Annotated in this window: 29 protein-coding genes; 16 read left to right on the top strand and 13 right to left on the bottom strand. The window is 57.1% G+C overall.

Annotation, left to right across the window (positions count from 1 at the left end):
* Positions 1-82: 82 nt before the first annotated feature.
* A complete protein-coding gene (locus EV586_RS08670) occupies positions 83-511 on the top strand; it encodes a DUF6232 family protein (RefSeq protein WP_132944706.1) in 429 nt (142 codons plus the stop codon).
* Between the two features lie 77 nt (positions 512-588).
* Here EV586_RS08670 and EV586_RS08665 read toward each other — a convergent pair whose 3' ends face one another.
* Complete coding sequence (locus tag EV586_RS08665) at positions 589-1944, bottom strand: MFS transporter (RefSeq protein ID WP_132944705.1); 1356 nt, start codon at positions 1942-1944, stop codon at positions 589-591.
* Between the two features lie 147 nt (positions 1945-2091).
* Here EV586_RS08665 and EV586_RS08660 point away from each other — a divergent pair, with 147 nt between their 5' ends.
* Together EV586_RS08660 and pepF are read left to right on the top strand one after the other, a co-directional pair.
* Entirely contained in the window at positions 2092-2298 is a 207-nt protein-coding gene (locus EV586_RS08660) for a DUF3906 family protein (RefSeq protein ID WP_132944704.1), read from the top strand.
* 27 nt (positions 2299-2325) lie between these two features.
* Positions 2326-4134 (top strand): oligoendopeptidase F, encoded by a 1809-nt coding sequence (gene pepF / locus EV586_RS08655; RefSeq protein WP_207893876.1) that lies wholly within the window; start codon positions 2326-2328, stop codon positions 4132-4134.
* Between the two features lie 52 nt (positions 4135-4186).
* Here pepF and EV586_RS08650 read toward each other — a convergent pair whose 3' ends face one another.
* Together EV586_RS08650 and EV586_RS08645 are read right to left on the bottom strand one after the other, a co-directional pair.
* On the bottom strand, positions 4187-5407 hold the full coding sequence (locus EV586_RS08650) for an MFS transporter (RefSeq protein WP_132944703.1): 1221 nt from the start codon (positions 5405-5407) through the stop codon (positions 4187-4189).
* 54 nt (positions 5408-5461) lie between these two features.
* Positions 5462-7267 carry an AMP-dependent synthetase/ligase gene (locus tag EV586_RS08645; RefSeq protein WP_132944702.1) on the bottom strand — a complete coding sequence of 602 codons (1806 nt, stop codon included), beginning with the start codon at positions 7265-7267 and terminating at the stop codon, positions 5462-5464.
* A gap of 101 nt (positions 7268-7368) precedes the next feature.
* Between EV586_RS08645 and EV586_RS08640 the strand changes: the two genes are divergently transcribed.
* Positions 7369-7578, top strand: coding sequence for a hypothetical protein (locus EV586_RS08640; protein WP_132944701.1), 210 nt, complete (start codon positions 7369-7371; stop codon positions 7576-7578).
* A 64-nt stretch (positions 7579-7642) separates the two neighbouring features.
* Here the strand turns inward: EV586_RS08640 and EV586_RS08635 are convergent, their stop codons facing one another.
* The gene (locus tag EV586_RS08635; RefSeq protein WP_132944700.1) at positions 7643-7825 is read right to left on the bottom strand and encodes a hypothetical protein; all 183 of its coding nucleotides are present in this window, start codon (positions 7823-7825) and stop codon (positions 7643-7645) included.
* A 75-nt stretch (positions 7826-7900) separates the two neighbouring features.
* Positions 7901-8266: a group I truncated hemoglobin gene (locus tag EV586_RS08630; RefSeq protein ID WP_132944699.1), complete on the bottom strand. Its 366-nt coding sequence runs from the start codon at positions 8264-8266 to the stop codon at positions 7901-7903.
* Positions 8267-8433: 167 nt separating this feature from the next.
* On the opposite strand from EV586_RS08630, the gene EV586_RS08625 reads away from it, so the two are divergent.
* Entirely contained in the window at positions 8434-9390 is a 957-nt protein-coding gene (locus EV586_RS08625; RefSeq protein ID WP_132944698.1) for an MBL fold metallo-hydrolase, read from the top strand.
* A gap of 27 nt (positions 9391-9417) precedes the next feature.
* Here EV586_RS08625 and EV586_RS08620 read toward each other — a convergent pair whose 3' ends face one another.
* Positions 9418-10359 (bottom strand): metallophosphoesterase family protein, encoded by a 942-nt coding sequence (locus EV586_RS08620; protein ID WP_132944697.1) that lies wholly within the window; start codon positions 10357-10359, stop codon positions 9418-9420.
* Between the two features lie 115 nt (positions 10360-10474).
* On the opposite strand from EV586_RS08620, the gene EV586_RS08615 reads away from it, so the two are divergent.
* Entirely contained in the window at positions 10475-11575 is a 1101-nt protein-coding gene (locus EV586_RS08615) for a M24 family metallopeptidase (protein ID WP_132944696.1), read from the top strand.
* 79 nt (positions 11576-11654) lie between these two features.
* Here EV586_RS08615 and EV586_RS08610 read toward each other — a convergent pair whose 3' ends face one another.
* Positions 11655-12446, bottom strand: coding sequence for an alpha/beta fold hydrolase (locus tag EV586_RS08610; RefSeq protein ID WP_132944695.1), 792 nt, complete (start codon positions 12444-12446; stop codon positions 11655-11657).
* 162 nt (positions 12447-12608) lie between these two features.
* On the opposite strand from EV586_RS08610, the gene EV586_RS08605 reads away from it, so the two are divergent.
* Positions 12609-13445, top strand: a complete 837-nt coding sequence (locus EV586_RS08605; protein WP_132944694.1) for a GTP pyrophosphokinase — start codon at positions 12609-12611, stop codon at positions 13443-13445.
* Between the two features lie 22 nt (positions 13446-13467).
* On the opposite strand, the gene EV586_RS08600 is transcribed toward EV586_RS08605, so the two are convergent.
* From EV586_RS08600 to EV586_RS08590, 3 genes are all read right to left on the bottom strand, one after another.
* A complete protein-coding gene (locus EV586_RS08600; protein ID WP_132944693.1) occupies positions 13468-14202 on the bottom strand; it encodes a S1 RNA-binding domain-containing protein in 735 nt (244 codons plus the stop codon).
* 211 nt (positions 14203-14413) lie between these two features.
* Positions 14414-14992, bottom strand: a complete 579-nt coding sequence (locus tag EV586_RS08595; protein ID WP_165898441.1) for a DsbA family oxidoreductase — start codon at positions 14990-14992, stop codon at positions 14414-14416.
* Positions 14992-15414 carry a CoA-binding protein gene (locus EV586_RS08590; protein WP_132944691.1) on the bottom strand — a complete coding sequence of 141 codons (423 nt, stop codon included), beginning with the start codon at positions 15412-15414 and terminating at the stop codon, positions 14992-14994. The genes EV586_RS08595 and EV586_RS08590 overlap by 1 nt, the downstream gene beginning before the upstream one ends.
* A gap of 168 nt (positions 15415-15582) precedes the next feature.
* Here EV586_RS08590 and EV586_RS08585 point away from each other — a divergent pair, with 168 nt between their 5' ends.
* From EV586_RS08585 to EV586_RS08570, 4 genes are all read left to right on the top strand, one after another.
* Complete coding sequence (locus EV586_RS08585) at positions 15583-15942, top strand: arsenate reductase family protein (protein WP_132944690.1); 360 nt, start codon at positions 15583-15585, stop codon at positions 15940-15942.
* A gap of 15 nt (positions 15943-15957) precedes the next feature.
* A complete protein-coding gene (locus tag EV586_RS08580; RefSeq protein ID WP_132944689.1) occupies positions 15958-17178 on the top strand; it encodes a M16 family metallopeptidase in 1221 nt (406 codons plus the stop codon).
* Positions 17179-17588: 410 nt separating this feature from the next.
* Complete coding sequence (locus EV586_RS08575) at positions 17589-18530, top strand: DMT family transporter (protein WP_132944688.1); 942 nt, start codon at positions 17589-17591, stop codon at positions 18528-18530.
* A gap of 57 nt (positions 18531-18587) precedes the next feature.
* Complete coding sequence (locus EV586_RS08570; protein ID WP_132944687.1) at positions 18588-20399, top strand: LTA synthase family protein; 1812 nt, start codon at positions 18588-18590, stop codon at positions 20397-20399.
* 32 nt (positions 20400-20431) lie between these two features.
* On the opposite strand, the gene EV586_RS08565 is transcribed toward EV586_RS08570, so the two are convergent.
* Together EV586_RS08565 and EV586_RS08560 are read right to left on the bottom strand one after the other, a co-directional pair.
* On the bottom strand, positions 20432-20968 hold the full coding sequence (locus tag EV586_RS08565) for a hypothetical protein (RefSeq protein ID WP_132944686.1): 537 nt from the start codon (positions 20966-20968) through the stop codon (positions 20432-20434).
* A gap of 1 nt (position 20969) precedes the next feature.
* Positions 20970-22100, bottom strand: a complete 1131-nt coding sequence (locus EV586_RS08560) for a M20 family metallopeptidase (RefSeq protein WP_132944685.1) — start codon at positions 22098-22100, stop codon at positions 20970-20972.
* A gap of 192 nt (positions 22101-22292) precedes the next feature.
* Between EV586_RS08560 and EV586_RS08555 the strand changes: the two genes are divergently transcribed.
* From EV586_RS08555 to EV586_RS08540, 4 genes are read left to right on the top strand one after another with little or no spacing between them, the layout of a single operon-like run.
* The gene (locus EV586_RS08555; RefSeq protein ID WP_132944684.1) at positions 22293-23072 is read left to right on the top strand and encodes a transporter substrate-binding domain-containing protein; all 780 of its coding nucleotides are present in this window, start codon (positions 22293-22295) and stop codon (positions 23070-23072) included.
* Between the two features lie 20 nt (positions 23073-23092).
* Positions 23093-23752 (top strand): amino acid ABC transporter permease, encoded by a 660-nt coding sequence (locus tag EV586_RS08550; protein WP_132944683.1) that lies wholly within the window; start codon positions 23093-23095, stop codon positions 23750-23752.
* Entirely contained in the window at positions 23745-24470 is a 726-nt protein-coding gene (locus EV586_RS08545; protein ID WP_132944682.1) for an amino acid ABC transporter ATP-binding protein, read from the top strand. Before EV586_RS08550 ends, EV586_RS08545 begins: the two co-directional genes overlap by 8 nt.
* 52 nt (positions 24471-24522) lie before the next feature.
* Complete coding sequence (locus EV586_RS08540; RefSeq protein ID WP_132944681.1) at positions 24523-25272, top strand: cyanophycinase; 750 nt, start codon at positions 24523-24525, stop codon at positions 25270-25272.
* A 95-nt stretch (positions 25273-25367) separates the two neighbouring features.
* On the opposite strand, the gene EV586_RS08535 is transcribed toward EV586_RS08540, so the two are convergent.
* A complete protein-coding gene (locus EV586_RS08535) occupies positions 25368-25793 on the bottom strand; it encodes a hypothetical protein (protein WP_132944680.1) in 426 nt (141 codons plus the stop codon).
* A 168-nt stretch (positions 25794-25961) separates the two neighbouring features.
* Between EV586_RS08535 and EV586_RS08530 the strand changes: the two genes are divergently transcribed.
* Complete coding sequence (locus EV586_RS08530; RefSeq protein WP_132944679.1) at positions 25962-26537, top strand: dihydrofolate reductase family protein; 576 nt, start codon at positions 25962-25964, stop codon at positions 26535-26537.
* Positions 26538-26596 lie beyond the last annotated feature (59 nt).

Below are 26596 nucleotides of genomic sequence, written 5' to 3'. Positions count from 1 at the left end.
GGACTCTTGGAGTTTCCTGCGGGGTGAAGGTTGGCATTTTTTCGTGCCTGTCCCAGTATGTATCAGGGAGGGGGGAGCGAGGATGGAACAAATCTATTTTGAAGACAAGATCGGCGAAACGGATGTCTTGCTTTCAGATAAACGCTTCAAGATTGGCACGAAAACGTTCGTTGCCGAGCAAGTGACCACTGTGGACTTGAAGAAACAGGTCACGCGGAAGAACGTGCTGTTTTATTATCTCCTGGTATTTCTGGGATCGTTTCTTGCCATGCGGGAGAGTCTGTTCACCTATGCAATCCCTGAATCTCTGCGCATCACCGGCTTTGTGATCGCGACCGTGTGCATCCTCGCCATCTGGCTGCTCGGACGCAAGCAGATCGACTATACGGTGCGCGTTGGCAGCTCCTCAGGCGTTGTCGATGTGTACATGACCCGGAATGCAAGAAGTGCTATGCAATTGCTTGAAGAGATGAATCTGGTGGTGTCCAATCGCGAACAGGAGCAGGGCTAGTAAGCCCTGCTTTTTTAATGCCGAAAAAAGAACGAGCAGGGTTCGAAACCCTGCCCACACCGTGATTCTGTTCATGTTCAGACCAATTCCTTCGAACCGTCCGGCACCTTGCGCATCAGCCACATGCCGATCAGGACGAACAGAAGCAGGGAGAGGATCGCGATACGGGAGCCGAGGTCGCCGTAGTCGCGGAGCAGGTAGGTGATCACGCCCCAGACCATCGGACCGACGATCGCCGAGACTTTGCCGGAGAGCGAGAAGAGGCCGAAGAACTCGCCGCGCTTCTCGACCGGGGAGAGCTCGACGATCAAGGTGCGCGTCGAGACCCACGTTGAACCCATGCCGATCCCGATCAGGATGCCGGTCACCCAGAACAGCGGCATCGTGTTCGCCACCGAGGCGATGATCAGCGCCACCACCCACAGCCAGAGCACGACGTAGATCGAGCGCTTCGAGCCGATCTTGTCGGTCACAAAGCCCATGATGAACGACCCGACCACCGCAAACGCCGTCGCGACCAGCAAAAACAGGGTCAACTGCGATGCCGACAAGCCCATCACGCCTTGCGCATAGACCGACATGAAGGCGATCACCGTGTTGATCGCATCGGTGAAGAAGAAGTAGGCGATCAAAAAGCGGAACAGCCCTTTGTACTCTCGCGCCGACTTGAACGTCCGCCAGACGCGGCTGTAGCCTTCCTTGATAATTGAACCCTGAAACGCCTGCCCGTCCACCGCAGCAGTGCGGCGGTCTTTGACGAGGAAGAACAAGGGCAGCGAGAACACGAGGAACATCAAGGCGGTCGGCACAAAGGCGTTCAGGTTCACGCCGCCTTCCATCCCCGGTTCGACCGGCGCCAGATAGAGCAGCGTTGACACCCAGTCCGGCACGCCGCCGGTGACGAACGGGGTGATCGCGAGCAGCCCGATGATCGTCCCGACATAGCCAAGCGCCACGCCAAAGCCGGAGATGCGCCCCATCTCCGCCCGGGAGCCGAGGTCGGTGATCTGCGCGTTGTAGAAGATCAGCGAAGCGTTATACGCGAAGTTCGCGAGGATAAAAAGTCCCAATCCTACATATAAGATGGAAGGATGAGTGCCAAGCATCTGCCCGACTACTCCGATGGCACCTGTGGCCAGAATGGACAGCAAGGTAAAGGTGATCAGATAGGGACGCTTTTTTTGCCGCACATCGATCAGCACGCCGAACAAAGGCGAGAGCAGCGCGATGAAGATCATCGAGATCGACACCGCCGCCGAGAACATGATGTCTTCCTGGCCCAGCGTTTCGGTTACAAACAGCGGGAAATAGCGGGAGACGATGTTCATCGAGAAGATCGTGTTGGCGAGGTCGTACATGGCCCAAGCCAGAATCGGCAAGGAGAAAAACAGACCGGCGTTGCGGGCGGTGCCGCGTTGAATCTGCGGTTCCATGCGAATCCTCCTTTAGCGGGGATGAGAATGAATTTTTTAAATCTTGGTACTTGTTCAAGGATGTACGCAATAAAACCTGCCCCCAGAACTAGAATTTTACAGAAAAATAAAGAATCAGGTATAATTGCAGATAAAGGGGGAGTCTGGATGTTCTTGTACCGTCTCGAAGCCAAAGGGAAAGGATTCCCTGATTCACAAGTGATTGTATTCGCCGAAGATGAGGAGAAAGCGTTTGCCGCGGGAGAAGCTCTGCTCGAGAAGAACGCCTTGGGCCTGATCACGATCGACGAGTTTGCCATCATGGAGAAAAAGCGGCCGGAAAAAGGCTCCGGCTATGTGGTGGAAGCGAACTGATTACATAACCAAAGGGGGAACCATACCTTGTCGACCAACAAACTGTTGACCCGCGATCAAGTTGCGGAACATGAAAAATGGAACCTGGAAGCGATGTACGCGACCAACGATGCGTGGGAAGCTGATTTCAAAAAAGTGCAGGAACTGCTGCCGGAAGTGGCGAATTTCCGCGGCCGTCTGGGCGAAGGGGCATCCACCTTGCTCGAATGGATGCGCTTGAATGAAAAGATCGGACTGACCTTCGACAACGTCTTCGTCTATGCGCACATGCGCTACCATCAAAACACCGGCGACTCCTTCTACCAAGGGCTCTCCGATCGCGCGTCGATGCTGGCCGCCGAAGTGTCGAGCGAGCTGTCTTTCGTCAACCCGGAGCTGCTCGGCTTGCCGGACGGCACCCTTGAGCGCTTCATGGAAGAAAACGAAGACCTGCGCCTGTACAAGATGGTCTTCACTCGCCTGCTTCGCGAAAAAGAGCACGTGCTGACTCCGGAAGTGGAAGAAGTGCTGGCCAAAGTCGCCGAGATCGCCGAAGCGCCGGGCTCGATCTTCTCGATGTTCTCCAACGCGGACCTGAAAATGCCGTCCGTGCAGGACTCGGAAGGCAATGAGCATGAAGTCAACGAAGGCCGCTACCGCAATCTGCTCGAATCGAAAGACCGCGTGCTGCGCGAGCGTGCGTTCAAGTCGCTGTTTGGCGCATACGGCCAGTTCCGCAACATGCTCGGCGCGACTTACAACAACAATGTCAAGAAAAACGTCTTCTACGCGAAGACGCGCCATTATAACACCACACTGGAAGCGGCGTTGTCGGGCGACAACGTGTCGGTGGACGTGTACAACAACTTGATCCAAGCCAACCACGACAACCTGCCGCACCTGCACCGCTACCTCGAACTGCGCAAGAAGGTGCTCGGCCTCGACGAGCTCCACTACTACGACTTCTTCGTGCCGATGGTCGAGTCGGTCGACATGACGATCCCGTGGGAACAAGGCAAGGCGATGTCCCTCGACGCGCTGCAGCCGCTGGGCGAAGAGTATGTCACCACCGTCCAGCGCGCATTTGATGAGCGCTGGGTCGACGTCTTCCCGAACGTTGGCAAGCGCACCGGCGCTTACTCCTGGGGCACCTACACGTCCGATCCGTATCTGTTCCTGAACTACACCGATACGCTCGATGACGTGTTCACCACCGTGCACGAACTGGGCCACTCCCTGCACTCCTACTACACGATGAAGTCTCAGCCGTTCGTCTACGGCAACTACACGATCTTCGTCGCCGAAGTCGCTTCGACGTTGAACGAGAACCTGCTGCTCTCCAAGATGCTGCGCGAGGAGACCGACAAGAAGAAGCGCATGTACCTGCTGACGCATTCGCTCGACCAATACCGTTCGACGATGTTCCGTCAAACGATGTTCGCCGAGTTCGAGAAGATCGTGCACGGCCTCGTCGAAGAAGGGCAGCCGCTCAACGCCGACCTGCTGTCGCAAATCTACCTCGACCTGAACATCAAGTACTACGGTCCGGTCTTGAAGGTTGACGACGAGTTGAAAAACGAATGGGCGCGCATCCCGCACTTCTACGATGCGTTCTACGTCTACAAGTACGCGACCGGCTTCGCAGCCGCAGCCGCACTGGCTCGTCAGATCCAAGAGGAAGGCGCTCCGGCGGTGGAACGCTATCTGAACTTCCTCACGAAAGGCTCGTCGGAAGATCCGCTCGACCTGCTCAAAGGCGCAGGCGTCGACATGTCCTCCCCGCAGCCGATCCACGACTCGTTCAAAGTGTTTGTCGAGCGTCTGGACGAACTGGAAAAGCTGATCAACGAACAATAAGCCTCACACAAAAAGGAGTCCCGCTGACGGGACTCCTTTTTTGACTCCTTTTTTAAAACGCTTCGTTCAGGTCTTTCTGCAACTGATGGCGCACGAGGAAGAAATACAGCATCGCCTGCACCACCAGGATGAGGAAGGTGACGAAATAGATCGAGTTGTAGTCACCGCCGAGCAGCAGGTAGCCGGCGAACGTCGAGGACAAAGCGCCTGCCGCCGAGCGGAACAGGTTGCGCAGCCCGGAATGCAGGCCGCGCTCGTCGTCTGCTGTCGCTTTCATCATCGAGGAGTCGATAAACGAGTTGAACAGCGTGCCGCTGAACCCTTTGCCGAGCAGGAACAGGTAGAACGCGTAGACGATCACGTTGAAGCCCATCAGCAGCATGCAGATCAGCATCAGGGCGTAGGCGCTGTACAAGCCGATGCGCCGCCACGATGTCTTCATCAGGTACGGCGTGAACAGCGAGGCGAGGAACAGGAGGAACGAGTTGACGGCCAGCATGTAGCCGATCGTGTCATCGCTCAAGACGTAACGTTCGCGCAGAATGATGTTTTCAAACGGTCCGAGCAATTGGAAGATGAAGCCGTTGGTGGTGGCAAACAGCACATAGATCATCACTTGCTTGCTCGGGATCACTTTCCAGCTGACTTTTTTCGTTCGCTTCGACTCTTCTTCGGCGACCCGCTTGCTTTTCGCGGGCAGGAAGCAGCGCATGATGAGCATGATGGCAAAAGCGACCGCGATCAAGAAGACGGTGCTCTGATACATCGTGGTGCCTGACGGGAGCAGGGCGGGCAGCTTGGTGCCGAGGATGTTGCCAAGCGCCAGCGCCAGCGTGAAGGCGGAGACGAGCAGGCTGTACGCAGTCGTCTCGTCTTCTTTTTTCTCACACAAGGACATGATGTAGGGGAACTCGCAGGCGATGACGAACGAGAAGCCGAAGCCGGATACGATCTGCGCCAAAAACAGCTCGAACGGCGTGTCGACATAGCCGATCAGCACATAGCCGAACACGACGAACGCAGAGCCGAACAGCATGGTAAATTTGGAGCCAAAACGGTCGGTGATCATCCCGGCCGGGTAGGAGACGGCAGCGACGGTCAGCGTGTAGCAGGCGACCGAGAGGCCGATCGTCGCGGTGGTGAATCCGAGTTCGAGATAGTGAAAGTTTAAGATGACCGCCATGCCGATTCCGACGCCGAACAGCATTTCGGACAGCAGATAGAGAAGGACGGCAGGCGGCAGAGCGAAGATCGAGCGCAAATAGCCGAGCATGATCGGTATACCTCCAAATCACTGACAGGAATTTCAAATGTTCTAGGTAGTGTACTACATGGAGGCGAGGTTGTCAGCCTTTTTTTCGATCTCTTCGCTGTTTTCGCTCTCTTCGTACATCGAGTCGATCTCGGCGCGGTAGTTGTTCTGCAGGACGTGGGTGCGGACTTTCATGGAAGGGGTCAGCTCGCCGTCTTCAAGGGTCAGGTCGCGGGCGAGCAAGCTGAATTTTTTCGGGATCTCAAAAGGGGCGAAGTCTTGCAGCGTTCGCTCGATCTCGCGGCTGTACAGTTCGGTCACCGCCTGCTGCTGCAGCATCTTGTGTCTGCCGGGCGGCAGGCTCTGCCGGTCGGCCCACTCGCTCAAGGCGGGAAAATCGGGCACGATCAGCGCCGTCACGTATTTGCGGCGGTCGCCGAACAGGATCGCCTGCGAGATGTAGGGGCTTCTGGACAGCGCCGATTCGATCGGGAACGGGGCGACGTTTTTGCCGGTGGTGAGGACGAGGATGTTTTTCTTGCGCTCAACGATGCGCAGGTAGCCGTCTTGGAGCGCGCCGATGTCCCCGGTGCGGAACCAGCCCGCTTCGTCAAACGCTTCTGCGGTCGCCTGCGGGTCCTTGTAGTAGCCGGTCATGATGCTCGGCCCTTTGACGAGAATTTCGCCGTCTTCCTCCGTCTTGATCTCAAGCCCGGGGATCGGCCGTCCGACGGTGCCGATGCGGATCGCGTCGAGCGGGTTGGTCGAGATGACGGGCGACGTTTCGGTCAGTCCGTAGCCTTCGGAGACGGACAGGCCGATCGCGTGGAAGAACTCGGCGATGTACGGGGACAGGGCAGCACCGCCGGAGACGAGCAGGCGCAGGTTGCCGCCCATCTTCGCGCGGACTTTCGAGTAGACGAGCTTGTCGAACAGCGGGCGAAACAGCCGGGTGCCGAGCGTTGGCTTTTGCGAATGCTTGACGCCCGACCGGATGGCGGTGCGGAACAGCCAGCGCTTGAAGCCGGAGGAGTCCTGAACAGTTTTCATCACGCCGGCATAGACTTTTTCGTAAAAGCGCGGGACGGACATGAGCAGGGTCGGTTTGACTTCCACGATGTTCGCGGCAACGGTGGAGATGTCTTCCGCGTAGGCGATGGTCGCGCCGGATAGCGTGGCGGTGAACTGGCCGCAGGTGCGTTCGAAGATGTGGGACAGGGGCAGATGCGAAAGCTTGGTGTCGCCGGTGGTGATGGGGATGTATTTGCCGGTCTCCACGATGTTGGTGATCAGATTGCCGTGGGTGAGCATCACCCCTTTGGGGTTGCCGGTCGTGCCTGACGTGTAGCAGATCGTGGCGATGTCCTGTTCCTCGACTTCCTGCCACGTGTCCAGCTGTCCCTGGGCTTCCAGCAGTTGATAGCCGGTCTCCAGCACGTCGCGGTAGGCGAGGACGCTGGTGTTGTTCGCGAGCGGACCGGGCTGGAAGAGGATGATGTAGCGCAGTTTGTCGGTGGCGGCGGAGCGGACTTTTTCGGCGAGCTCAGGCGTTTCGGCGAAGACGATCTCGACGTCGCCGTTGTCGAGGATGTAGCCGATCTGCGCTTCGGTCAGCGTCGGGTAGATCGGGACCGAGATCGCGCCAAGCGTCAGGATCGCGTAGTCGGCGATCGTCCAGTCCGGGCGGTTGTTGGAGAGGATGGCGACTTTGCTTTGCGCTTGGATGCCGAGCTTTTGCAGGCCGTATGCGAGCGACTGGATGCGCTGCCAAAACACGCTGTACGTCATGCGGTGCCAGATGCCGTCTTCTTTCCAGAGCAAAGCGTCGCGGTTGTGGTATGAGGATACCGTTTCATGAAGCATGGCGGGCAGATTGCGCATGAATTCACGTCCTCCTTTTCCGAGGTGCAGGTGTGGTGATTCATGTTTACGCCGCGAGGGTTTGTACGTATGATAGATAGTGGAAAAGGAGGACGGAGCACATGCGTTTTTCACGAGCGGAATTGCTGGAGATCATCACGCCGCACGTCTTGCGGACGCTGGTCCGGCTGCACGGAGCGAAAGGCAAGGTGGTGACGGCCGAGGAGCTGTCCCAGGCGGGCCTGTCCGAGCCCGAGCAGCGGGCGCTGATTCAGACGCGGCGGCTGGAGGAGACGGAAGCGGGCGTGTATCAGGTCCATTTGAACGTGTAGGAGCAGAGTGGGGGAGGAAAGACGGCGATCGCACATCGCCGTCTTTCCTCTTTAAAAGGAAGGGTTACTGCGCGACTTCGTTGTCCGTGCCTGCCACTTGGCGTCTGATGTCGCGCAGCAGTTCGGCTTTGTTTTTGCGGACGCGCAGCCCGCCGACTTTGTAGGACGGATGAATTCGCAGCCGTTTGGCGAGCGCCTGAACCTCTTTGACACCCATGCTGTTCAACTCTTCCACGTCGACACTCATTCCTTCCACCTCCCAATAAATAAAACCCAGACCCGCAGACAGGGGTCTAGGTTTTACTGTGTCCAATTTCGGTTATTACTTCCCAAGAACGGCATCTTTCAGCGTCAGCAGGTGGTTGACCACCGCGTCGATGTCCTCTTCGGAGACGTTAAAGTCGCGCAGGGCGGCCGACAGATGGTTGGCGACGGCCATGAAGTGCTCCATCTGCAGGTTCATGCCTTCGTGCGCTTTCTCCATGCTTTTGCCGGAGTATTGGTTCGGACCGCCAAGCGCGAAGGAGATGAACTGGGCTTGGTGGCGGCGCTGTTTCTCCATGTCGGTGTTCTTGAAGAAGTCGTTGACGGTGTCGTCTTTCATCATGCGGTCATAGAAGTTATCGACAACGGCAGCGATCGCGTCTTGGCCGCCGAGCTTTTCGTAAAGGGATTGGGTTTGTTGCATCGAATAATCATCCTCTCCAAATGTTGTGTACAGGAACAGGATACCCGATGTTGCGGATTTATATTGTGATAAATATCACACTGTGATACGATTTTGTCAGAAGAAACTGACTCGTGAGTGCAAAGCGTTGAAGTGCAACATGGAAAAGTGCTAAAGGAAGTGAAGACATGAACATATATAAGATCGCCCTCCCGACACCGTTTGCGATCGGGGATGTCAATGTGTACTTGCTGGGCGACGGCGATCGTTTGACGCTCGTCGATACCGGCACGAAGAGCCGGGTGGGAGAGCGGGCGCTGGAGCTGGGACTGGCGGAGGTCGGCGTACGGGTGGAAGACTTGTCGCAGATCGTGCTGACCCATTTTCACGCCGATCACGCCGGGCTCTTGGAGCGGCTGGTCGCGCGCAGTGGCGCGAAGGTGTATGCGCATCCGCTGACCCACGACCTGATCTTGCCGACGGAGGCAGGGTTGCAGAAGCGGGCGGCGTTTTTTGACGAGATCTATCTGCGCATGGGGCTGGTCGATGCCGGGCCGCGCAGCCAGATCGTCGCCGAGGTCAAAGGCTATCAGGACGACATGGGCCGCGCCGGTGTCGATGTGGTGCTGCAGGAAGGCGATCTGCTGCCGGGGCATGAAAAATGGCGCGTGATCTACACGCCGGGCCACTCACAGGACCATCTGTCCTTGTATCGGGAGGAAGACGGCGTGCTGGTGCTTGGCGACCATCTGTTGCAGAACATCTCGTCGAACGCTTTTATCGAGCCGCCGGCCGTCGAAGGGGAGGAGCGTCCGAAGACGCTGATGATCTACCGCGACGCGCTGCGCAAAGTGTATGACATGGAGTGGAAGGTCGGTTTGCCAGGCCATTTTGAGGAGATCCGCGAATACAGGGAACTGATCGACAAGCGTTTCGCCGCACAGGAAAAGCGGGCCGCACGCGCGGTCGAAGCGGTGAAGGCGGGCAAGCGCACCGGGATCGAGATCTGCCAGACTCTGTTCCCGAAATCGATGAATCTTCTGCCGCTTGTGATGTCGGAGACGCTCGGTCAGCTCGACTGGATGACGGCAGAAGGCAAGATCACGCGGGAACTGAACGAGCAGGGCGTATGGGTATTTCGCTAACAACGGCATGAACAGCAGATAGCCTCCTCAAGGTGTGAGGAGGCTTTTGTCGCTGATCGGGATCGTGTACGCGGCGCCAAAACTGTTTTTGTGGTGTAAGCGGTCGCGGATGACGATGCGGTCGCGGTAGAGTTCGACGAAGCGGGATTCGCTTTTGAAATGGTCGGCGCTCATGCCGACGATCGGCTGGTAGACGGAGCCGAGGCCGACGAACGTGATGTTGTCCTGCCGGAGAAACTCGGTGGGTGCTGTGATGGAAACGTGGGAGTGGCCGGAGAACCAGACCACCTGCGGGTGTTTTTGGGCGATGGCGAGCAGTTGCCGGGTCTGGACGGCGGAGATGCCGCGATCCGTTTTGCCCACCGTCCTGTCGAGCGGCTGATGGAGGAAGACGAAAGTGGGAGCTTTGGAACCGAGGAGCGTTTTTTCAAACCAGCGGAGCTGCTCATCGGACAGCCAGGCCGCTTCGCCGATCTCCTTTTGCTTGGCCATGTATTGCTCCGGCGACAGGTGTATGAAGTGCGCTCCTTGCTCAACATGGTCATAGTAGAGCTTGCCGAGCCCGAACGTTTTCCGGAACACCGCTTTGGCCCGGTCATCATTCCAGTCCGGCATCTCCCATTGGTAGTAGTATTCGTGATTGCCCATGGTGGGGTAGAGCTTGAAGTTGCCGTTTGCCTTGAGGAGCTTTCGCACCAGTTCGAGGTCTTTCGGCCGGCCGTTGCTCAGATCGCCGTTGATGACGAGAAAATCGGGCTTCAGCGGCGCAATGTCTCGCAAGGCGTGCGTGAACTTGAAGGTGCTTTTGTAGTGGTCGATGCTCCATTCGGCCATCACATGCACGTCGGAGAACACTGCAAATTGCAGCAGCGGCTCCTCCAACTGCCTGGGGCCGGCAAAGCCTGTGCCCGGAATCAGGAGCACAGCCATCAGCAGCATGCAGAGCGCAAAAGCGAAATACTGTCTCATCCTCCCGTTCCCTCCTCGATCGCGGCAAAAAAAGTTTCCGCTAGTATGCCACGATCTGACAGGGAGTATGTTACACTCAGAGGAGAAGAGTCTACCGAACTGGGAGGTATGCGGGATGTCGATTTATGAAGCGCGATTGGCGCGGATTCGCGAATGGATGCAGGTGGAGAACGTAGGTGTGCTGTTGGTGACATCGCCGCCGAACGTCTATTATCTGACCGGCTTTGACTGCCATCCGCACGAGCGCTTTATGGCGCTGTGCTTGACCGATAAAGGGGAACAGGCGCTGTTCGTGCCGAAGCTGGAGAAAGAGGAAGCGCAGAAAACGGGCTTTGCGAACATCGTGACCGTCTCCGATACGGACGACCCGATGCAGAAGCTGCGCGAAACGCTCGGCGACGGGCCGTACGGGACGCTGGCGGTGGAGAAGCAACATATGACGGTGGCGCGCTATGAGCAGTTGCAGACCCTGTTTGGCGACGGCAAGGCGGCAGCGGCGGAAGACCTGCTGCTCGGCATGCGCCTGCGCAAAGACCGCGCCGAAGCTGCGATCATGAGAAAGGCGGCGGAGATCGCCGACAAGGCGGTCGAAGCGGGCATTGCGGCGATCGCAATCGGCAAGACGGAGCAGGAGCTGGTCGCCGTCGTCGAATCGACGATGATGGCGCTGGGCGCCTCGGGCCCGTCGTTTACGACGATCGTGCTGGCCGGTGAGAAAAGCGCTCTGCCGCACGGGTCGCCGGGCGGACGCACGATTCAAAAAGGCGACTTCGTGCTGTTCGACCTCGGGGCGCTCTACGAAGGCTACTGCTCCGACATCACCCGCACGGTGGTCGTGGGTGTTGTGAGCGATGAGCAGCGCAAGATCTACGAGACGGTGCTTGCAGCTAACCTCGCCGGCATCGCCGCGACCCAAGCGGGCCGTCCGGCAAAAGAGGTCGACCAGGCGGCGCGCCAGGTGATCGAAGCGGCCGGATACGGTGAATTCTTCACGCACCGCGTCGGGCACGGCCTCGGCATCGAGATCCACGAGTTTCCGTCGATGCACGGCAACAACGAACAGGAGATGGTGCCCGGCATGGCGTTCACCATCGAGCCTGGCATCTACGTCCCAGGCGTGGGCGGCGTGCGCATCGAGGACGATGTGATCGTGACGGAAGACGGTGTGGAAATCCTCACCTCCTATCCGAAAGACCTGCAGATCATTCCGGTCTAACACCGGTATACCTGCTGAAGCGATTTCGCAACTCTCTGCACACAAAAAGCCATCCTGCTGTGGAACAGGATGGCTTTTCTTACGTAGTCAATGCTTTCGGTTGCTGGTGCTGCTGTTCGAAGCGCTCCAAGATCTCCAGATACAGCGTGTTGAACTCGGCAAAGCGCTCGATCGTCACCACGTGCGCACAGCCTTTCAGCAGGTGGATCTTGGCGCCGTGGATCCATTCTTTCATCTTCTTGACCTGGCTGATGAACCAGTAGTCGGCCTCGCCGGAGATCAGGTGTGTCGGCACTTTCAGCTTGCGGCACAAACTGCCCCCGTCAGCGCTGGTCAAGAAGGAGATGATCTTCTCGAACTCCCTTGGACACAAGTCGCGGGACGCTTTGATGAACGCCTGGCGCCCGACCTGCTCGCGGCGGCGCGGCATCAACACTTTCGAGCCGATCCGCACGATCATGCTCGGCGGCAGAATGCGGGTCAGCGTCCGATTGAGCGGCGCGATCACGGCGCGGAAGTACCACGGCAGCCGGTAAAAGCCCCCGGCGAGCGTCAGCGTCCGCACCATCTGCGGATATTTGCCGGCAAACGCCTGCGCCACCAAGGCACCCATCGACAGCGAGCAGATGTGCGCCGACGTGATGCCTTTCGATTTCATCATCGCGGCAAGGTCGTCCGCGTAGAGCTCTGCGTCATACGATTCAACCTTGGAACCACCCGTCTTGCCGTGTCCGCGCAGATCATACAGCAAGACGCGAAACTTCTTTTGAAACATCCGCACCTGCGGCAGCCACGTCCGTGAGTTGCCGGCAAATCCGTGTATAAAAATGACCGGAACGCCCGTCCCGTGTTCACTTACGTAATGGTTCATTCGTCATTTGTACCTCCCTAAAAAGGTACTTAAAGCGTAGCATACAACGCGGGGTGACAATACCAAACATTTCGTGACAAAAGGTGCCGGGCAGGGAGGAAAATGGTACAAGGGATTGAATTTCTATAGTGTCAAAGATTTTCAATATCGGTGGGGGAAACAATGATCAAGAATTACATGCCGAGTAAAGGCGATTTAGAAAAACTGGCCCGGATGAAAGCACCGTACCAGCAAACGATAGATGAACTGAAAGTCAAACTCAAAGGCATCAAATACGGCTGTCTGCAGGAAAACGGTTACTCGCCGATCGAATACGTCGTCGGCCGCGTCAAATCGACCGAGTCGATGCTGAAAAAGGCGGAGAAGAAAGGCGTGCAGATCGGCGTCGGCAACTGGATCGACGAAGTGGAGCAAAACGTGAAAGACATTGCCGGCCTGCGCCTCGTCTCCCGCTATATCGAAGATATCCGGGAAGTGCAGGAGATCCTCAACCAGCGCGAAGACTTTGTCGTCGAAGAAGTGAAGGACTATATCGCGCATCCGAAAGATTCAGGTTACCGCTCGATCCACATCATCGTGCGCTACCCGACCTATCACGGACCCTTGAAAAAGGAAGCGTTCTGCGAGATCCAGTTGCGCACGCTGGCGATGAACTTCTGGGCGACGAACGAGCACGAACTGCGCTACAAATACGACGAGAAGATTCCGGTGGACATGCGGGCCGCCCTGCGCCGCGCCGCCGATACCGCGCATGAGCTCGACATGCAGATGGGCGAGTTCCGCCGTGAAATTCGCGACGCGCACGAGTTAAACGTCCAATACGCGATGTCGAACGAAGTGAAGCTCGAAGAGATCTTCTCGCTCTATGTGAAAAAAGACTACAAGCGCGCCCAAGAACTCTACCGCCACTATTTTGGTGACGGGCACGATTTTACTCACGACCCGAAGCTGAAGATGATCGACGACCTGCTCGGCTCGCGCTTGAAAATGATGAAATAAAAAAGAGACCGCAAGGTCTCTTTTATGCTTTCTCGCGCAGTGTGCGCTCGATCGAAGTCATCAGTTGAACGCCGACATCAGGCTCAAACGCATCGACGGCGGTCTGCATTGCATAGGTGAAGCGGAAGGTGGACGTGTTTTGCAGCAAGTCGCGCAGCATCTTGCGGGCCACCGGGGAGAGCTCTTGCTTGAGCACGCCTTCCAAAAACTTCTGAATGTCGGCCGTCTCCTGATCGAGGCGGGCGGACAGGTCGGAGGCGATCGACTTTTGCGGAGCAGGTTCCGGATGCACCGGCTGGTTGATCTTGAACTGGTGCGGCTGCAGTTCGCCTTCCACTTCCGTTTCCGGCTCGGCAGAAGCGACGACAGTCTCCGGAGCGTCGCTTGTTGCCGGGCGCTCTTCGATCGCGGACGTCTCATGCTGCAGGGCGGATTCAATATGAACGGAAGTCTTTTCTTTATTCTCCAGCGAGAAGGCGATCTCTCCGGTGCGGCGGTCGAATTTATTAATGCGGACGGTGATCGGCACTTGCTTGTCGATCATCTCTTGCAAGTTGTTTTGCATCACCGACGACATCTCACTGTTATGAATCAAACCGCTCAGCCCGTCTGAAGTGGACGCAAAGCAACCGAAATCCATGATGCGAAAGGGATAAACTTCAATAATGGAACCCACATGATACTTGCTGAGCAAGCTGGGTTTCAAATTGTCTTTTTTCGAACGTCCAAACTGTTGAACATAACGCAAAGTATCCATATAGTTGTGTGTTACCTTCCCCTCTACGAAGCGTATGCGAAGCCTGAATCAAAGCCCAATTACCGACTGGAAAAATTTAGATTTTCCAATCGGTTTCATATTTCAAGTTTACAACTTGCCAGAATAATGTCAAGCTTTCAAAAGCATTAAGGAATTTCTAACATTTTACAACAAAGAGACGTTTTTCGGAAAACGTCTCTTCATGTGCAGTTTATTCGGTTTGTGCCAATTGGCGGAGCTGTTCGAGGGTCGGCATGTCTTCAAAATGGTGGATCAACAGGCGCATGCCGCCGTTCAAATAGGACGGAATCGTGTCGATGTTCAGCTCTCTCGCCTTTTGCAGATCTGCTTCCATTGCCGCGCGGCCGCTGCCGTCGCGCAGAGCGCTCTGGAACTTGTCAGCGTCGAGGCCGATCTCGGCAGCGATTTGCACGAGCAGGGACTCCTCGGAGATGTCCTGCTTGTCGCCCCAGTGCGCGCGGAACGCCGCTTCGACGAACGCTTCCGCCTTGCCCATCGCGGAGGCGACCTTGGTGGCGGTCAGTGCCGGGATCGTCTCTTTTTGGATCGGGGAGGACAGCTTGACGTTTAGCTGTTCACGCAGTTCGCGCAGCTTCAGACCGGCCGCTTCCATATACCCTTCCGGCTTCGGCGGCGGGGTGGCGTCTTCGGGCATCTTCCAGACATGGTAGTCGATCGCAACGCCCTCTGCTGCCAGCTCGCGCACGGTGAACGCTGCGAGGTAGCACCACGGGCAGTTATAGTCGAAGTAAAAATCGAGTTTGGCCATCAGAATTTTCCTCCTACCAGTTGTGTGTGCGCGACGGCGATGCATTGGTCCATCACGATCTCCACGCCGTTTTGCTTGGCGAGCTCGGCCGCCTGCTCATCATAGACGCCCGATTGCGCCCAGATGCGTTTTGCCCCTGCCTTGATCGCCGCTTCCACCACACTGTACAGCTCCTCGCTTCTGCGGAAGACGTTGACGAGGTCGATTCCTTCCGGCACATCTTCCAGTGTGGGATAAGAAGTCTCACCTAATACCTCTTCCACCATCGGGTTGACCGGAATGATGCGGTAGCCGCGCTGCTGCATCGTTTCGGCGATCAGGTAAGAAGTGCGCTCCGGCTTGTCGGACAGGCCGACGACAGCAATGATCTTCGTCTCGGTCAGCCAGTTGCGCAGCTCGTCATGAGTCGGTTCTTGGTACATCGTTTCATCATCCTTTGCCGTAGTATGGTGTATGCTTCCAGCATACCCTGAAATCTGCGAAAAAACTGTTGCCCCCGTCACGTTCACAGGACGTACATTTAGACAAACCGGGACAAACATGATACATTGGGGGCATTGTCAGTCATATACATAAGGAGGCGACGAAAAATGGCAGAGTCCCTTTTTCTTCAATATCCCAAATGCAGCACCTGCCGCAATGCGAAAAAATGGCTGGAAGCGCGCGGCGTATCCTTTGCGGACCGTCATATCGTAGAACAGCCTCCGAGCAAGGAAGAGCTGCGCGAAGTGCTCGCCAAGAGCGGTCTCGACATCAAGAAGCTGTTTAACACGAGCGGGCAGAAGTACCGTGAACTCGGCTTGAAGGACAAGCTGAAGACGATGAGCGAAGAGGAGATGCTCGACTTGCTGGCAACGGATGGCATGCTGGTCAAGCGCCCGATCTTCGTGCACGGCGGGAAGGCGACGGTCGGTTTTAAAGAAGAAGAATTTACAAAAGTGCTCAGTTAGGAGCGTGATCTCCCTTTGATTCGCAAGACAGTGTTACCGAACGGGCTGAAGATCGTGACGGAGCGCACACCCTACCTGCGCGGCGCCGTGGCGCATCTGCGCTTTGGGATCGGCTCCGGCCAGGAGCCGACGAAGATCCAAGGGGTGGCGCACGTCCTCGAACACATGGTGTTCAAAGGGACGCCGGAGCTCGATCAGGTGGCATTTGGCAACGAGATTGCCCGGCTCGGCTGCTCGACCAACGCGTCGACCGGCTTCGAGTCGACCACCTATGAGCTGGACGGACCGGCGGAGACGGTGCTGCAGGGACTGGATGTGTTTGCCGGCGTCATCGCCAATTTCCATGTCCCGCCCGAGGAGTTCGACAAAGAAAAAGACGTGATCCAAGAAGAATACAAGATGATCCAGGACGACCCGTCCGCGTGGGGGGAAGACCTCGCCTATCATGCGCTGCTCGGCGACTTCGCCCATCCGACGATCGGCACGCCCGATTCGCTCGACGGCTTGACGCGCAGCACCGTGCTGGAATTCGCCAAAGAGCATTATACGCCTGACAACCTGATCGTCGGCGTCGTCGGCAATGTCGAGCACGAGCAGGTGGTCGAAGTGATCGGCAAGCATTTTGGCAGCGAGACCCGCACCCGCAAGGCACCGCACGAAGTCCCGCTCACGCAGATCAAGGTCCGCCATGAGGAAGAGGACTGTGAACAAGAGCAGGTCTTCCTCGGCTTCCGGGCGCCGGAAGTGACGCGCAAAGACTTGCCCGCGTTTGACGTGGCGATGACGATCCTCGGCGGCGACTCCTGGTCGCGCCTGTTCCAGCGCCTGCGCAACGAGCTGGGACTGGTCTATCAGGTCGACGGCTCCTACTCCGGCTGGCCGCACGTCGGCAGCTACATGATCTACGCCGGCTGCCAGCCGTCCGAGACGGACCGCGTGCTCGCCGAGATCCAGTCCGAACTGTTCAAATTAAAAGCGGACATTACCGCCGACGAACTGCTCCGCTCGAAAGCGATGCTCAAATCGAGCCTGCTGATGAGCAGCGACCAGCTCGGCAACAAAGTCCACAAGCTGATCGACGATGAACTGCTGTTCGGCACCTACCGCCAGTACGAGCAGGACATCGCCGAGCTCGACGCGGTGACGGTGGAAGAAGCGCTGCGCCTCGCCCACGAAGTGCTCGACACAGACAAGATGACTCAAGTCACCGTCGGGCCGCACCAACCTTCGAACTGATTCGATCTATCTATCGAAAGAACCCTCTCCGGTCATCGCTGGCGAGGGTTCTTCTTCGTAGTAACCAAGACAAGCTGTCAGCGGGAGATGCGCTTTTGACGCCTGATAGCTGGCAGCGCGGCGCTCTATGATCTCTCCGGCGCGCAGCAGAGCATGCCTTCGCCTGCTTCCAGAGCCGATTTCAGGCTCGACTCTTGCGTCCACGCCCGCCAGAGCTACTCGGGCGGCACCGCGATCATCGTCTGTTGCACCAACCGTTGCATGAAAATTCCCCCTTTTTTTGTGATTGCCATGCGAACACGACTTGCCAAGAAAATGCTGTTGCGTTCGCTCTGGCGACGTGTATAATATGCTCTATTAGAAAATGTTTCGGATTGCGAAGGAACGTTTGCTGGGAGAGTGGACACAAGGTGCACGAGGAAAAAAAGGCCAAGTCACTGCTATTATTTGTTGTCATCATCTGGGGCCTGAATGTCGTGATGGTGAAATACCTGTCCGGCTTCTTTCCGCCGCTGGAGCTTGCCACGTATCGAATTGGAGCAGCCGCAGTGCTGCTCGGTGTGGTAGTATGGAAGATGTACGGTTTTGTAAAGCTTTCGTTAAAAGAATGGCTGTACATCGCAGGTATCGCGGTCAGCGGGATCTTCTTGCATCAGATCCTGCTTGGCGCGGGGATCCAGACGACCGATGCGTCCACATCGTCGCTGATCCTCGGCCTCAATCCGCTGATGACCTCGCTGCTTGCGTTTGCAATTTTCCGTGAAGCGTTGACGTGGCGCAAGATCAGCGGACTCGTGCTCGGGCTGCTCGGGGTGGCGCTCGTCATCTTCGGCGATTCCTGGGAACAGACGGCGTCGCTGGCGTTCGGAACGGGCGAGCTGCTGATCTTCCTGTCGATGCTGGTCTACGTGATCTCCGGGCTGATCATCAAAAAAGCAACCCAGACCGTTCCGGTGATGGTCGTGACCGGCTACAGCCACGTGCTGGCGACGGTGCTGTTGCTGTGCTTCACCGGGGGAAAGAGCTTCATCACGGGGGAAGTTGCCGCACTGCCGGCCGATTGGTTCGTCTGGGGCGTGCTGATCTTCTCCGGCTGGGTCGCGACAGCATTGGGTGCGATCTGGTGGAACTCCGGGATTCGCCTGATCGGAGCGGGGCGGACGGCGATGTTTTTGAACGGGATGCCGATCATGAGCCTGCTGTTCTCCGTCCTGCTGCTCGGCGAGTCGATTACCTGGGTGCATGGCATTGGTTTTCTGATGGCATTTTTTGCGATCTACCTTGGGACATCACAAGGGAAAGTCAACATGAAACGACAACAAGGGGAAATCGCAAAAGGGCAGCCGGCATAGGTTGCTCTTTTGCCGGTTGGTTGCCGCTTTTCAAGAGGGGAGGCAGACGGGCTGCTGATGATGAATCCGTTTATGATCTTTACTGTTGCATTTTTGGCCAAGATCGCCGTGTTTCAGAACTTGGTGTTTGGCGAGATCAACGTCAAGATTCTGCTCTTGCGCGAGCTGCCGTTTGTGTTGCTCGTCCATTTTTTGATCGAACTGATCGCCGGGAAGCGCAGGCTGCCCGTGTACTTTTTGGCGAGCGGGATCTTCTCGTTCGCGTTTTTAAGCATCGCGATCTACCATGATTTTTACGGCACGCTCCTGACCTACCAGGCGCTGGGGCAGGCAGGACAGGTCGGGGAAGTTGCGGAAAGCATCAAAGAGATCTTCAATCCGTGGTACCTGCTGTTCTTCACCGATCTGGCCTTCTTGTTCCTCTACAAGAAATTCCAGCCGAAAAACAAGAAGATCGGCCGCCTGAACTACGCGGCTGTCTCGCTGTTGTCGCTGGTGGCGGTCATCGTGTCGATCTGGCAGGTTGATCAGAAGGAGATCGTCAACGAGATGAAAAAGGCGGAGCAGATGGGCGTCTTCAACTACCAGTTCGCGCTCGCCGTCGGCGGCGTGGTGCAGGAGGAAGAGCAGATCGGCGAGATTACGCAGGAGCGCATCTTCGAACTGAAAGGCCTCGATCCGGTGGCAAAGCCGCAGTATTTCGGCGTCGCCAAGAACAAAGACGTGGTCGTCGTGCAGCTCGAATCGTTCCAGAACTTCCTGATCGGCCTTGAGATCGACGGGAAGGAAGTCACGCCGAACCTGAACAAGCTGCGCAAGGAAAGCGCCTATTTCCCGAACTTCTATCAGCAGGTCGGCAAGGGCAACACTTCGGACGCCGAGTTTATGCTGAACACGTCGATCTATCCGGTCGGCGATTATGCGATGTCACAGCGCTTTGGCAACAAGGACATCCCGAGCATGGCCAAACTGCTCAAGCCGTACAACTACGAAAGCGCAACGTTCCACACGAACGACATCGAGTTCTGGAACCGCGACCAGTTGTACGAAGCGCTGGGCTTTGACAAGACGTTCGACAAACAGTTCTTTGGCGAAGAGGAGAAAGTCGCGTTTGGCGCGTCCGACCGCATTCTGTACGAGAAAACGGTGCCGGAGCTGAAGAAGATGAAGGCGAGCGGCAAGCATATCTACGCCAACCTGATCGCGATGTCGAGCCACCATCCGTTCAAACTGCCGAAGGAATTGAACGTGTTCACCATTCCGCCGGAACTGGAAGGCACGCCGCTTGGCGGTTACATCGAATCGGCGGCGTACGTCGATGCGCAGATCGGCCACTTCATCTCCCTGTTGAAAGCGAACGGACTGTATGATGACACGGTGCTCATGCTGTACGGCGACCATTTTGGCATGGGCGGCAGCGCGCTGAACGAGACGGAAGCGGCGTTCATGGCCGACTGGCTGCAGACCGACTACACCTCGCTGGAGTCGTTTAACGTGCCGCTGTTCATCAAAGCGCCGGGTCTGAAAGCGCAGGAAGTGCCCACCACCGGCGGGCAGGTCGACATGATGCCGACGATCGCCAACCTGCTCGGCGTGAAGCTGGACGATCAGATTCACTTCGGGCAAGACTTGTTCAACTACAGCAAAAACGTGCTGCCGGAGCGGTTTTATTTGCCGTCCGGGTCGTTTTTGAACAACGAGATTTTGTTTGTGCCGGGCCTCAACTACTATGACGGAAAAGCGGTTTCGCTGGCCACGCAGGAGGAGACGGAGAAAGTGTCCGACTACGAGGCGCAGTTTACGCGGGCGCTGGAGCTCTTGAGGCTGAGCGACGGATACATGCGCTCTCTGCCGGAGCGTCAGAACTAAACACAAAAGAGCAGCCACAGAGGCTGCTCTTTTTATTTCTCTTCCAACAGCACGGTCAGGTATTCGGTCAGCCGGTACACGCGCTTCCCGCCGCTGAAGAACAGGAGCGGCAGACCGCGCACCGCCATCTTGCCTAAAATGACCAGCTCTTCCCACGTCTCAACCAGCGCCCCGCGCAGGTCGGGGTCGAGGCTCGGCGAGAGGTGAATCACGCCTGTTTCGGCGAGCAGGTCCCGGCAGCGCTCGGCGTCGGGCAGCATCCAGTCGCGGAGCAGGTTCGGCTCCCACCAGTTGGTCAGCTCCGGCGTGACGATCGCCGGGAGCAGCAGCTGTTCCCGGCTCTTCAGCCAACTGAAGAAGCGCTCTTCATACTCCAGCCATTCCTCGACCGTCAGCGGCCGCTCAGCCTGCGGATTTTCCACGGCGTCCAGACCCCAGCCTTTGTAAAAATCGGGCTGGCCCAAGTCTTGCACAAACCAAAACTGGCGGGGCGCCTCCCGCTCGTCCCAGCTGTAGAAGTCATAGACGCTCAAGATCGCCAAGAGTTCCTGTGTCGGCAGTTTGCGCATCTTACAGCGTCGCCAACAGCCGCAACAGGAGCGCGATGCGGCGCGGGATTTCGTCGACGACGATATGTTCATGCGAGGCGTGCGCACCGTCGCCGACCGGGCCGAGCCCGTCGAGGATCGGGATGCCGGCCAGAGCGGCCACGTTGCCGTCGCTGACCCCGCCGACGCCGATCTCCTTCAGCTCGAAGCCTTCCAGCTTCGCCTGCTCCTGCGCATGCAGATACAGCCGCTCCGTGCCCGCCGTGCGCTCCATCGGGAACTTGTCGACCTCGCCGCTGACGTGCAGCTCTGCGCCCGGCAGCACCGGCTGCAGGTCGGCGAACAACTTTGTCACCCGCTCCGACTCGGCGGCCGTCTGCACGCGCACATCGACGACCATCTCCGCATGTTCCGGTACGACGTTGAACGTCGTGCCGCCGATGATCTTGCCGACCGACAGCGTCGTGCCCGCTTCATAGTCGGTCCAGCCTTGGATCGTCACGATCTGATGGGCCAGTTCGGCGATCGCATTGATGCCGATCTTGTGCTCATTGCCGGCATGCGCGGCCCGGCCTTTGGCGCGGACGGTAAACACGCCGCCGCCCTTGCGCGAAGTCTTCAGGTAGCCGTCCCCGTAGCAAGGCTCGATGACCAGCGCCAAGGCGCTTTTGTTCGCCTCTTCCACGATCGGCGCCGTGCCGGACGGGGAGCCGATCTCTTCGTCGGTGTTCCAGAAGAAGACGAGCTTTTTCTGCGGCTTGATCCCCTGCTCGATCATCGCCTTCAAGGCAAAATAGGAAAACACGATGCCCGACTTCATGTCATACGTGCCGGGGCCGTACGCTTTGCCGTCTTCGATGCGCCACGGTTCTGCCGCGAGCGTCCCGACTTCTTTGACCGTGTCAAAATGGCCGAGCACGAGAATCTGCTCTTCACCTTCGCCGTAGGTCACGCGCAGTTGATCGCCCTGCACCGCCTGTGGAATCTTCTCCACCGTGCAGCCAAGCGCAGCGAACCGCGCGGCGATCAACTCCCCCAACTCGTCGATCCGCGCCTTGTCGTCGGACGGCGTCTCCAGCTCCACGTAGGTTTTCAACTCGGCCAGCACCGCTTCGAGCTGCCCGGAAAAATACTGCGTCCACTTCTGTTCCATGTTGTCGCGACCTTCTTTCCTCGTTCTGGATACCTTTATCATACCCTGTGCCAAACTATCAGAAAAGTTTTATATAAATCGAACCTATTGCATGAATATGCAAAATGGGTGTATGATACAAAACGTTATTCATGAAATGCCCATTCGTATCGCATATTAAAATACAGCACTGATACCAGGAGGTAACATACGATGAAACGGTTCAAAACACTCTGCACGATCGCACTGACCGCAGTGCTTGCCCTGGGCACCGTCGCCTGCGGCACCGATGACAACACCAACACCGGCGGTGACACCGGGAAGAAGAAAATTGTGATGGGCACCTCGGCCGACTACAAGCCGTACGAATTCCACGATACTGCCAAGGGCGGCGAAGTTGCCGGATTTGACGTCGACATCGCGAAAAGCATCGCCGATCAGCTCGGCTACCAACTGGAGATCAAAGACATGGACTTCAACGGCCTGATTCCTGCGCTGCAGGCAGGCACCGTCGATTTTGTCATGGCGGGCATGACCCCGACCGCAGAGCGCAAGCAGAGCGTCGACTTCTCCGACATCTACTATGAAGCGAAAAACACGATCGTCGCGAAGAAAGGCGCCAACCTGAAGACGGCCGACACCCTCTCCGGCAAAAAAGTCGCCGTGCAGCTCGGCTCGATCCAAGAGACGGCAGCCAAAGACATGAAAGGCCTGAACATCGTGCCGCTGAACAAGACGGGCGAGATCATTCAGGAGATCAAAGCGGGCCGCGTGGATGCTGCGATCATCGAAGACACGGTGGCGAAAGGTTTTGTCAAAGCCAATCCGGATCTGGAATTCAACACGATCCCGAACACCGACGAAGCAGGCTCGGCGATCGCCTTCCCGAAAAACTCGAAGATCACCGCCGATTTCAACAAAGCGCTGCAAGGCATGAAAGACAGTGGCCAGATCGATACCTTTGCGAAAAATTGGTTTGATGCAGCAGAATAATCGGAGGGCGGTGGCCGGGCATGGATCTCAATTTTGACCGCATCGTGCCCTCGATCCCTTACATGCTGGAAGGGATCAAGGTCACGCTGCAATTTACCCTTCTCTCCGCGTTTTTCGGTTTTTTGTGGGGGACGGTGCTGTCCTTATTCAAGATTTCGAACATCAAAGTGCTGCGCTGGTTCGGCATCGCCTACACGTCCGTCTTTCGCGGCACGCCGTTGATCCTGCAACTGACGCTCGTCTATTTTGCGACACCGCAGTTGACCGGCTATCAGATCACCGCGCTGGAAGCGGGGGTCTTGGCCTTCTCGCTGAACTCGGCGGCGTACATTTCGGAGACGATCCGCGCCGGGATCTTGGCGGTGGACAAGGGGCAGCGCGAAGCGGCGCTGGCGCTGGGCGTGCCCTACCGGCGGATGATGCTCGACATCATCTTGCCGCAAGCGTTGAAGAACATCTTGCCGGCGCTGGTCAACGAGAGCATCGCGTTGCTCAAGGAGTCGGCGCTGGTCTCGACGATCGGGGCGGCCGACGTGCTGCGCCGGGCGACGATCGTCGGGGCGGAGAAGTACATCTATTTCGAACCGCTGATCGTGGCCGGGATCATCTACTACGTGATGGTGATGGCGCTGACGTTTGGCGCAAGGCTCTTGGAGAGGAGGTTGCGGCGCAGTGATTAAGGTGGAGCAGCTCTACAAATCGTTTGGCAAACTGGACGTGTTAAAAGACATCTCCACAGAGATCAAGAAGGGGGAGGTCGTCGCCGTCATCGGTCCGTCCGGGTCGGGGAAATCGACTTTCCTGCGCTGCCTCAACCTGCTGGAGATGCCGTCGTCAGGCAAGATCTACATCGACGGCCAGGACATCACCACCGCCGGCAAAAACGAGATCATGAAAGTCAGGCAGAATGTCGGGATGGTGTTTCAGCATTTTCACCTCTTCCCGCACATGACGGTGCTCGACAACATGACCTACGCGCCGATCAAAGTCAAAGGCATGTCCAAAGACAAGGCGCGGGAAAAGGCGCGCGAGCTGCTCATGCGCGTGGGACTTGTCGACAAAGCGGACGTCTACCCGACCAAGCTGTCCGGCGGGCAGAAGCAGCGCGTGGCGATCGCCCGGTCGCTGGCGATGGAGCCGGAAGCTCTGCTGTTCGACGAGCCGACTTCGGCGCTCGACCCGGAGATGGTCAAAGAGGTGCTCGACGTGATGAAGGCGCTCGCCCACACCGGGATCACGATGGCGATCGTCACGCACGAGATGGGGTTCGCCCGCGAAGTGGCCAACCGCATCCTGTTCCTCGACGAAGGCCGCCTGGTGGAAGACCGCACGCCGGACGAATTTTTCGCCAATCCGCAAAGCGAACGCGCGAAACAGTTTTTGCAAAAGATGCTGTAAGTTCTCACCCTCAGCACCCGCTCATAAAAGACGGGTATGGGGGTGTTTTTTTATGAACGGAAAACTGGTGCTGGCAGGCGGCGCCTTGCGCGAGGACAACGCGGAGGTGTACGGCAAGATCGTCGAGCTGGCCGGGGGCGTCGGACGGGCGAAGATCGGTATCGTAACGGCTGCGTCAGAGCCTGAGGAAGCAGAAGCCAACGGGGCGTATTACCAAGAGCTGTTCTGTGCGCGCTACGGCGTGCGGGAGGCAGAATGGATTCCGCTGCATGCGGGGCAGATTGGGAGGCGGGACGATGCGGCGCTGCTGGAATTGGTGCAGACACGTACGGGATATTTTTTCGGCGGAGGCGACCAGTCGAAGATCGTGGCCTGTCTTCTGCATGAGGATCACACGGACAGCCGGGCGATGGCGGTGATCCGCGCCCGTTTTGCAAAAGGCGCCTTGGTCGCCGGCACCTCGGCGGGAGCGGTCGTCCAGTCGGTTGGTCCGATGGTGACGGGCGGCGCAGGGTCGGACGATGTGACGTGGAATCCCCGCGGCGGGCTGGGGCTGTTTCCGTATGGGCTGCTCGATTCGCATTTCAGCGAGCGCAGGCGCTTGGCGCGAATGTTGCACCTGGCAGAAGCGACGGGGTGGCAGCGGGTGTACGGGATCGATGAGGATACCGCGCTGGTCGTTCAGGAGGGGCAGGGAACGGTGCTGGGAGCGAACCGGTTGGTCGTGGCCGATCTGAGAGACGGGGGAGCTGTGCGGCTGTATGCAGGCGGAGAGCGGCTGGAGCTGAACGCATCAGGATGACCGCGCGAGACGGAGGAGCAGGGCGGCAGTGGGCAAGGGATTGGCGTGATGCCGAAAATAAAGACGACCGCGCAGGGCGGTCGTCTTGGTGTTGTTTAAAAGTAATGGAAGGAGGAGAGGCGGTAAGGTTTGCCCATGTCGCCGAGGCCGAAAACGCTCACATAGTAAGTCTGGCCATAGGTGAGCGGCATGTCGATCAGGCCGGTGCCGTCGTCGCTGTAATGCTCGCCGGTGATTGGGTTGGTGACGGTGAAGCTGTAGTTGCCTGTTGTTAGCAGGGACAGCTCTGCATATAAGGAATTCTGTGCGGTAAAAGCGAAGACGTCCACATCCTGATAAGTGCCAATGTAGCCGGACACAGCGTTGCCGATGGCGTACGCCTCCGCCGTTGCATAGATGTCGTTGGCGCCCGAGCCGTTGCTCGGTTCGTTTTCGGGGCTGGCAGCGCTTGCCGTCTGTGCGCCGGTGGCGAGGATGGCGGCCGTTGCGAGGATGAGCAGTGCTTTGTTGCGCAGTTTCATTTGATTGACCCCCCTTATATATTTTATTATACACTTAAATAATAAATGAATTCAGGAGTTTGGTCAATCATTTTTTGCCAGGAGCTCGCCTGATTTATAGCCGAGGATTATGATCATCCGTGAAAATGTATAATGTAAATACCCCACATGAACAAAGGAGAATTGAAAATGAGAAAACTTGTTCTATTTCTGCACGCATCGCTTGACGGTTTTGTAGAAGGGCCGAACGGTGAAATGGACATTGGCTGGGTTTCCTACGATGCTGATTTGGAGAAACACGCGAAAGAAATTCTGAGTACTGCGGACACTGTCATTTGGGGACGTGGGACTTATCAGATGATGCACAGTTACTGGCCATCTGTGCCTTCGAACCCATCAGCTTCGCAGCATGAACGGAATCATGCCGAGTGGATCGAAAAGACAGCCAAAATCGTTTTTTCCACGACGCTGGAGAAAGTCGAATGGAACAATTCCAGACTGGTGAAAGAAGATGTCGAGGAAGCGATCAAGAACCTCAAACAGCAGCCAGGCAAGGATATGGTCATCCTCGGCAGTCCTAGGTTCGCACACTACCTTATGCAGCTTGATTTAATAGATGAGTATAAAATTACGATTTCTCCCGTCCTGATCGGCAGCGGGTTGCCGTTATTCCAAGGTATCAAGGAGAAGATCAATCTTAAACTTATCGAAAACAAGACATTTGATTCTGGAGCCATAGGCCTCGTTTACCAGACGGTTAGGTGACCTTGTCTCCTAAAGTAGATTACGCTAACGAATTACGTTAGCACAATAAAAGCAGCGGC

It is taken from the genome of Tumebacillus sp. BK434 (assembly GCF_004340785.1).
GTDB lineage: Bacteria > Bacillota > Bacilli > Tumebacillales > Tumebacillaceae > Tumebacillus_A.
The sequence above is the reverse complement of the archived record's forward strand: the minus strand, read 5'-3'. Positions and strand labels throughout refer to the sequence as shown.

What these genes read in the sequence shown, in the direction of transcription:
- EV586_RS08640 (WP_132944701.1), top strand. Translation starts at nt 7,369, where the DNA reads ATGCGTTTTTCACGAGCGGAATTGCTGGAGATCATCACGCCGCACGTC.
- EV586_RS08560 (WP_132944685.1), bottom strand. Translation starts at nt 22,100, where the DNA reads ATGGAACAGAAGTGGACGCAGTATTTTTCCGGGCAGCTCGAAGCGGTG.
- EV586_RS08650 (WP_132944703.1), bottom strand. Translation starts at nt 5,407, where the DNA reads ATGCTCGGCTATTTGCGCTCGATCTTCGCTCTGCCGCCTGCCGTCCTT.
- EV586_RS08570 (WP_132944687.1), top strand. Translation starts at nt 18,588, where the DNA reads ATGATGAATCCGTTTATGATCTTTACTGTTGCATTTTTGGCCAAGATC.
- EV586_RS08585 (WP_132944690.1), top strand. Translation starts at nt 15,583, where the DNA reads ATGGCAGAGTCCCTTTTTCTTCAATATCCCAAATGCAGCACCTGCCGC.
- EV586_RS08635 (WP_132944700.1), bottom strand. Translation starts at nt 7,825, where the DNA reads ATGAGTGTCGACGTGGAAGAGTTGAACAGCATGGGTGTCAAAGAGGTT.
- EV586_RS08615 (WP_132944696.1), top strand. Translation starts at nt 10,475, where the DNA reads ATGTCGATTTATGAAGCGCGATTGGCGCGGATTCGCGAATGGATGCAG.
- EV586_RS08630 (WP_132944699.1), bottom strand. Translation starts at nt 8,266, where the DNA reads ATGCAACAAACCCAATCCCTTTACGAAAAGCTCGGCGGCCAAGACGCG.
- EV586_RS08550 (WP_132944683.1), top strand. Translation starts at nt 23,093, where the DNA reads ATGGATCTCAATTTTGACCGCATCGTGCCCTCGATCCCTTACATGCTG.
- EV586_RS08605 (WP_132944694.1), top strand. Translation starts at nt 12,609, where the DNA reads ATGATCAAGAATTACATGCCGAGTAAAGGCGATTTAGAAAAACTGGCC.
- EV586_RS08665 (WP_132944705.1), bottom strand. Translation starts at nt 1,944, where the DNA reads ATGGAACCGCAGATTCAACGCGGCACCGCCCGCAACGCCGGTCTGTTT.
- EV586_RS08555 (WP_132944684.1), top strand. Translation starts at nt 22,293, where the DNA reads ATGAAACGGTTCAAAACACTCTGCACGATCGCACTGACCGCAGTGCTT.
- EV586_RS08590 (WP_132944691.1), bottom strand. Translation starts at nt 15,414, where the DNA reads ATGTACCAAGAACCGACTCATGACGAGCTGCGCAACTGGCTGACCGAG.
- EV586_RS08625 (WP_132944698.1), top strand. Translation starts at nt 8,434, where the DNA reads ATGAACATATATAAGATCGCCCTCCCGACACCGTTTGCGATCGGGGAT.
- EV586_RS08670 (WP_132944706.1), top strand. Translation starts at nt 83, where the DNA reads ATGGAACAAATCTATTTTGAAGACAAGATCGGCGAAACGGATGTCTTG.
- EV586_RS08610 (WP_132944695.1), bottom strand. Translation starts at nt 12,446, where the DNA reads ATGAACCATTACGTAAGTGAACACGGGACGGGCGTTCCGGTCATTTTT.
- EV586_RS08645 (WP_132944702.1), bottom strand. Translation starts at nt 7,267, where the DNA reads ATGCGCAATCTGCCCGCCATGCTTCATGAAACGGTATCCTCATACCAC.
- EV586_RS08565 (WP_132944686.1), bottom strand. Translation starts at nt 20,968, where the DNA reads ATGCGCAAACTGCCGACACAGGAACTCTTGGCGATCTTGAGCGTCTAT.
- EV586_RS08540 (WP_132944681.1), top strand. Translation starts at nt 24,523, where the DNA reads ATGAACGGAAAACTGGTGCTGGCAGGCGGCGCCTTGCGCGAGGACAAC.
- EV586_RS08530 (WP_132944679.1), top strand. Translation starts at nt 25,962, where the DNA reads ATGAGAAAACTTGTTCTATTTCTGCACGCATCGCTTGACGGTTTTGTA.
- EV586_RS08595 (WP_165898441.1), bottom strand. Translation starts at nt 14,992, where the DNA reads ATGGCCAAACTCGATTTTTACTTCGACTATAACTGCCCGTGGTGCTAC.
- EV586_RS08600 (WP_132944693.1), bottom strand. Translation starts at nt 14,202, where the DNA reads ATGGATACTTTGCGTTATGTTCAACAGTTTGGACGTTCGAAAAAAGAC.
- EV586_RS08535 (WP_132944680.1), bottom strand. Translation starts at nt 25,793, where the DNA reads ATGAAACTGCGCAACAAAGCACTGCTCATCCTCGCAACGGCCGCCATC.
- EV586_RS08660 (WP_132944704.1), top strand. Translation starts at nt 2,092, where the DNA reads ATGTTCTTGTACCGTCTCGAAGCCAAAGGGAAAGGATTCCCTGATTCA.
- EV586_RS08620 (WP_132944697.1), bottom strand. Translation starts at nt 10,359, where the DNA reads ATGAGACAGTATTTCGCTTTTGCGCTCTGCATGCTGCTGATGGCTGTG.